The sequence below is a fragment of the Phenylobacterium sp. genome (assembly GCF_031425575.1).
In the GTDB taxonomy this organism is placed as follows: Bacteria; Pseudomonadota; Alphaproteobacteria; order Caulobacterales; family Caulobacteraceae; genus Phenylobacterium.
This window is the reverse complement of the sequence record NZ_JANPJP010000017.1, coordinates 1-5,308: the sequence shown is the minus strand read 5'-3', so window position 1 is coordinate 5,308 and position 5,308 is coordinate 1. Positions and strand designations below refer to the sequence as shown.

Genomic DNA, 5,308 nt, shown 5'->3' with positions numbered 1-5,308 from the left:
GCGCCCTGGCCATCGCCGGCGCCTGCCTGGCCTGGGGGATCGACAACAACCTGACCCGCAAGCTCAGCGCCGCCGACCCGGTCCAGATCGCCCTGATCAAGGGCCTCGTGGCCGGCGCCGTGAACCTGAGCCTGGCCCTGGCGCTCGGCGCGCAGATGCCGCCGCTCACCGCCACCCTCGCCGCGGGCCTGATCGGCCTGCTGGGCTACGGCGTCAGCCTGGTGATGTTCGTCCTCGCCCTGCGCCACCTGGGCGCGGCCCGCGCCGGCGCCTACTTCTCCACCGCCCCCTTCATCGGAGCGGGCCTGGCCATCGCCATGTTCGGCGAACCCATCACGATGCAGCTCCTGGCCGCCTCAGCCCTGATGATCGTCGGCGTCGTCCTCCACCTGATGGAGGCCCACGAACACCCCCACACCCACGAGCCCCTCGACCACGAGCACCGCCACGTCCACGACGCCCACCACCAGCACGACCACGCCCCGGGTGACCCGCCCGGCGAGCCCCACAGCCACCCCCACCGCCACACCCCGCTCACCCACACCCACCCCCACTACCCCGACCTGCACCACCGGCACGGGCACGGGGCCTAGGAGGCGGCGCAAGCGGCCCCCCTCTCCCCCCGAAAGACGTGGGGCGAGGAGCTCAAACCTAGGGCTCTTCCACGCTCGGCGGCGGAAGCTCCAGCCCAGCTGCCGCCAACCGCGCGCGCAGGTCGTCCACCTCCTTCTGCAGCCGCTTGGCAGCGCCGAACTTGACGATCTCGACATTGATCACCGGCGCCTCCGGCTCCAGATCCCGCTCAACCCGCGCGCCATAGACCCGGGGGGCCAGCTTGGCCGCCTGCCATTTTAGGGTGTCGATCCGCAGCTTGGCCACCGCCACCGACTTGGCCGTGGCCGCCTTGGCGATGGCGCGCGCCTCGTCGAACATCCTGTGCGCCTGGATGCGGCGGGCCTCCCCGTACTGGGCCGCAAAGTCCGGATAGTCCGCCAGCCACCGATAGACCGTGGCCGACGACGGCAGGTCGCGGTCGGCGCACACCGCCTCCAGCCCCTGCGACCCCGCCGCCAGCCGCTCGCACACCGCGTCCGCCAGCGCCTCATTGAACGCCACCGGCCGCACCCGGATCACCAGAGGCCGCGCCGCCTGCACCGCCAACCCTGCGGCACGGGCGCCGTCCACGCGGACCTTCAAATCCGGAAACCGCTTCAGCCAGGCCCGCAGCGTGCTCTCGTGCGGCATCTCCGCCTCCCGGCACACCACGGCCAGCGGCTCACCGGCCTCCAGTCGCAGGCACACCTCCTCCACCACCAGGGCGACCTCGCCCCAGACCCGCTTCCGGCTCATGGAAATATCCTGCAATTCTAAGGGATCACCGGCCCTAAGGACGCGCGGCGCGCAGTCCTGACCAATGGCGGAACTCTACCAAACCTGCGCGAAATTGCAAGAACATTTAGAGAACACTCTCCGCTCATCCCGGCGACCCGAAGGGCGGCGCGCAGCAGTCAAGGCCGGGACCCAGATTCATCTCCGGCGTTGGGAGTGACCTCCTCACCAGCGGAACAAGTCAGAGATCGGAGTGGGTTTCACCTGGGTCCCGGCCTTCGCCGGGATGAGCGGAGGGAGGGCATGTTCTACACCTACATCCTCGCCAGCCAGCGCAATGGCACGCTCTACACCGGCTCGACGGATGACCTCGCCAAGCGAGTCTTTGAGCACCGCGAGAAGGTGCGCCCGGGCTTCACCGCTAAGTACGGCGTCGACAAGCTGGTCTGGTTCGAGTCCTTCGAACTCCGCGAAAACGCCTTCCGCCGAGAGCGCCAGATCAAGGAATGGCGAAGAGTCTGGAAGCTCAGACTGATCGAAGAGACGAACCCCGAGTGGCGAGACCTCGGCGACGACTTGAACAACCTGCTGGTGTTCTAAACCCATCAGCGCGTCGCCAGGAACGCGTACCGGTTGACGCTGAAAAAGAAGGCGTCGGCGGCGATCAGGGCCTCCTGCTCGGCCCACCAGGCCTGCAGTTCGGGCTCGTCCAGGCCAAACCGCGCGCCGTTGGCCCGCACGAAGTTGCGAATGGTGCGGACCATGCCGCCCGCATAGCTGACCGGTTGCCAGCGCGGCGAGAACATCGGCACGATCTCCGTCCGGCGCACGGAAAAGCCGGCGTCGCGCAGCAGTGGACCCAGCTTCGCCGGCAGGTGCGGGTCGGCCAGGTGCGCGTCCCAACAGGCCAGCACCCGGTCCATGCGGGCCGGATCGGAGGAATGCCAGACCAGGCTCCGCCAGTCGGTGTCGAGGATCAGCGCCCGCCCCCCGGGCCGCAGCACCCGGTGCAGCTCGGCCAGGGCGCGGGGCATGTCGGCGACATACTCATAGACCTGGGTCGAGACCGCCCCGTCGAAGGCGCCATCGGGCAGGTCCAGGTTCGCCGCGTCACCGATCCTGACCTCCGCCTGGGACAGCCCGGCCAGCCTGGCCGTGGCCGCCGCCACCATGGCCGGCGCCAGGTCCAGGCCCACCATCCGCCCGGACTCCCCCACCAGCCGCGCCAGATCCAGGGCCAGCAGCCCCGGCCCGACGCCCACGTCCACCAGGTGTTCGCCGGCCGCCGGAGCCAGCAGATCGATCACCCGCCCCCGCTGCGCAACCACGTCGGGCGTCATGTAGATCGCCTCCAGGGCCCTGGCCGAGTCGGCGTCGAAGGTCAGCTGGCTCAAGGGAGGTCTCCGGGTGTCGGGGGTGGCGCTGCTCTGGGCCGCACCTGTTTGCTGGGACACTGTATGAAAAAGATCAGTCGCATCGGGAATTTCGCTGACAGCGCACGTCTTTGGGCGGGAGCAAAGAGCGGCATTCAATAAGCACTGCCGCCGGATTCCAAACCACCCCACACCGCTCATCCCGGCGACCCGAAGGGCGGCGCGAAGCAGCCAAGGCCGGCGCGGTCTGGGCGACAATCTGCCGCCATCCGAAACCCCGCTCATCCCGGCGAAGGCCGGGACCCAGATTCATCCCCCGCGCCTCGGGATTATCCAGTCAAAGCACACGCCATCTGTTATGGGAGTGGGCATCACCTGGGTCCCGGCCTTCGCCGGGATGAGCGGGGGTTGGGCCGCCCCAACCCATCACCCAACCGGCTCGAATTCCTTCGGCGCCGAAACCCGCCGCGTCCGGGCCTGCGCCTTGGGCTTGGGCAGCAGCCGGAAGCGCGTCTGACACCACGCGAAATCGATCCCGATATCCAGCAGGGCGTCGGATCGCCCGCAGGGGCAGGCGAACTCCATCACCCCCAGGATGCGGTAGCTCTCTCCGGCGACGAGCGGCACCGGCCGCCCCGAGCCATGGTTGGGGGCGACATTGACGCAGATCACCAGATCACCAGGCCCGATCGCTTCGCTCATGGCTTCCATCCTCAAGGCTGTTGGAAGAATACGTCCTGACCGGCGACGGGCAAGACATTGCGGCGCCGAGAAGCGCGCCACTCAGCTCCGCCAATCCTGGGCTCCGGGATATTGTGGGGCCAGGACGGAGCCCCTTCAGCCAACGGCCCAACCAGCATTCGTCATCCCCGGGCTTGTCCCGGGGATCCATGATCTCTGCCTTACCTCAGGCCGCGCGGCGCAGGCCGCAAATCCTTGCTGAACATCGGAGATCATGGGTGGCCGGGACAAGCCCGGCCATGACGAACTGAGATTGTGAGCCGGGGCCGCAGCGTCCGTTTTCGGTCGACCGTTCAATAGCGGCTCACGACCGGTAGCAGTCGATGGGTCAGTCGAGTAACCTCGCCAAATGCGCGAGTGGCTCCAAGATATTCCCGAGCAGATTGTGACCGATCGGCTGCTGATCCGACCGCATCGAGAAGGTGATGGGCGAGCGCTGCACGATGCCATCATCGACAGCTTGGACGATCTGCGCCGTTGGCCAGCCGCAATGGGCTGGTCCTTGGACGACCAATCCGCTCAGGGGTCGGAAGAGTTCTGCCGGGCTTGCAGCGAGGCCTTCGCACGACGAGCGGATTTCCCCCTGCTCATCACCTTACGCGGTAGCGGAACGATCGTCGGCTCAAGCGGGCTGCACCGTCCCGACTGGAGCGTTCCGAAACTGGAGATCGGTTGGTGGGGCCGGTCCACCTACGCCAAAAAAGGCCTCATGACCGAAGCTGTGGCGGCGATTTTGGAGTTTGCGTTCGTTCACCTGCGGGCTCGACGCGTCTTCGCCCTGCCTGACGACCAGAACGGCGCCAGCTGGCGCATCTGCGAGCGAATTGGAATGAACTATGAAGGCCTGATGGAGCATGAGCGTGCGGACCCCGATGGCACGCTCCGAAACACCCGGCTCTACGCCATGGTTCGGTGAAGTCCCGTTCGCCCGCCTAGCGGACACACCACCCGAAGCGGACATTACGACTTGAGGTCGGAAAATACCGATTGGAAGAACTTTCGCGTATCGGGCTCGGCCTTGGAAAGGTCTTGCACCAGAACTTTGGCGATCTTTGCTCGCGCTTCTTCAGCGCGCCCCGCGCGCAGCAGCGCCAAGGCGTAGTTGGCTTCAATGAGAATGCGGTCAGCGGCGGGTGCCTGCAGCGCCTCATCGTAGACGGCGAAGGCGTCCTCGTAGCGACCCTGGTCCGACAGGTAATTACCGAGGAGATTGCCGTTCAACCAGCTTGCCGGTGCGACTTTCAAGCCTTTCCGCAAGACTGCTATCGCCGCTTCTTTTGAGCCCTCGCGAGCCAGCGCTTGAGCTTCGACCTCAAAAGCCCCTGAGTAGCGAATGGAATGCAATTCCGAAGCAACGGCTAACGCTTCGGTCGTCTTGCCTTTCGCCACGAGAGCGACGCCGCGCTTCATCAGCCGGTCGGCACGCACTTGCGGTGAGGACGCGCGAAGGAGTCGTGTCCACCAAGCCATCTCCAAGCGTTACCACGGCAACGTCCTCTTCCCACCCCTTAGCAGACCTAGCAACGGGCCGCTCACAGTCAGTGATCAAGCGGAACTCTTCCCTACCCCTCCGCCAGCAACCCCTCGACAAACCCCGGCAACCAGATGTTCCGCCCCGGCTTCAGCCGCTCGGCCCGGTAGATGTGGATCAGGTCCGAATAGGCCCGGTCGAAGTTCTTGTTCACGATCACATAGTCATAGGCGCCCCAGTGGGCGATCTCGTCGCGGCCCAGGTCCAGGCGCTGCTGGATCACCGTCTCGCTGTCCTGCTGGCGCGCGTGCAGCCGGCGCGACAGGTCCTCCCAGGAGGGCGGCAGGATGAACACCCGCACGCTGTCGTCCGGCGCGGCCTCGGCGATCTGTTT

General features: G+C 66.6%; 7 protein-coding genes and 1 pseudogene. 3 read left to right on the top strand and 5 right to left on the bottom strand.

The window, feature by feature from the left end:
- Positions 1 to 593: DMT family transporter (locus RMO97_RS00875; protein ID WP_310538676.1), on the top strand; the 593-nt coding region annotated here is incomplete at its 5' end.
- 58 nt (positions 594 to 651) lie between these two features.
- Here RMO97_RS00875 and RMO97_RS00870 read toward each other — a convergent pair.
- Positions 652 to 1,350 carry a hypothetical protein gene (locus tag RMO97_RS00870; RefSeq protein WP_310538675.1) on the bottom strand — a complete coding sequence of 233 codons (699 nt, stop codon included), beginning with the start codon at positions 1,348 to 1,350 and terminating at the stop codon, positions 652 to 654.
- A 282-nt stretch (positions 1,351 to 1,632) separates the two neighbouring features.
- Here RMO97_RS00870 and RMO97_RS00865 point away from each other — a divergent pair, with 282 nt between their 5' ends.
- The gene (locus tag RMO97_RS00865; RefSeq protein ID WP_310538674.1) at positions 1,633 to 1,929 is read left to right on the top strand and encodes a GIY-YIG nuclease family protein; all 297 of its coding nucleotides are present in this window, start codon (positions 1,633 to 1,635) and stop codon (positions 1,927 to 1,929) included.
- Positions 1,930 to 1,934: 5 nt separating this feature from the next.
- Here the strand turns inward: RMO97_RS00865 and RMO97_RS00860 are convergent, their stop codons facing one another.
- Both RMO97_RS00860 and RMO97_RS00855 read right to left on the bottom strand, forming a co-directional pair.
- Positions 1,935 to 2,723 carry a methyltransferase domain-containing protein gene (locus RMO97_RS00860; RefSeq protein ID WP_310538673.1) on the bottom strand — a complete coding sequence of 263 codons (789 nt, stop codon included), beginning with the start codon at positions 2,721 to 2,723 and terminating at the stop codon, positions 1,935 to 1,937.
- Between the two features lie 405 nt (positions 2,724 to 3,128).
- On the bottom strand, positions 3,129 to 3,404 hold the full coding sequence (locus RMO97_RS00855) for a hypothetical protein (RefSeq protein ID WP_310538672.1): 276 nt from the start codon (positions 3,402 to 3,404) through the stop codon (positions 3,129 to 3,131).
- A gap of 388 nt (positions 3,405 to 3,792) precedes the next feature.
- On the opposite strand from RMO97_RS00855, the gene RMO97_RS00850 reads away from it, so the two are divergent.
- Complete coding sequence (locus RMO97_RS00850) at positions 3,793 to 4,359, top strand: GNAT family N-acetyltransferase (RefSeq protein ID WP_310538671.1); 567 nt, start codon at positions 3,793 to 3,795, stop codon at positions 4,357 to 4,359.
- Between the two features lie 44 nt (positions 4,360 to 4,403).
- On the opposite strand, the gene RMO97_RS00845 is transcribed toward RMO97_RS00850, so the two are convergent.
- Positions 4,404 to 4,853 carry a hypothetical protein gene (locus RMO97_RS00845; RefSeq protein ID WP_310538670.1) on the bottom strand — a complete coding sequence of 150 codons (450 nt, stop codon included), beginning with the start codon at positions 4,851 to 4,853 and terminating at the stop codon, positions 4,404 to 4,406.
- A gap of 152 nt (positions 4,854 to 5,005) precedes the next feature.
- Positions 5,006 to 5,308 (bottom strand): annotated as a pseudogene (locus RMO97_RS00840) (guanylate kinase); the annotation flags it as partial.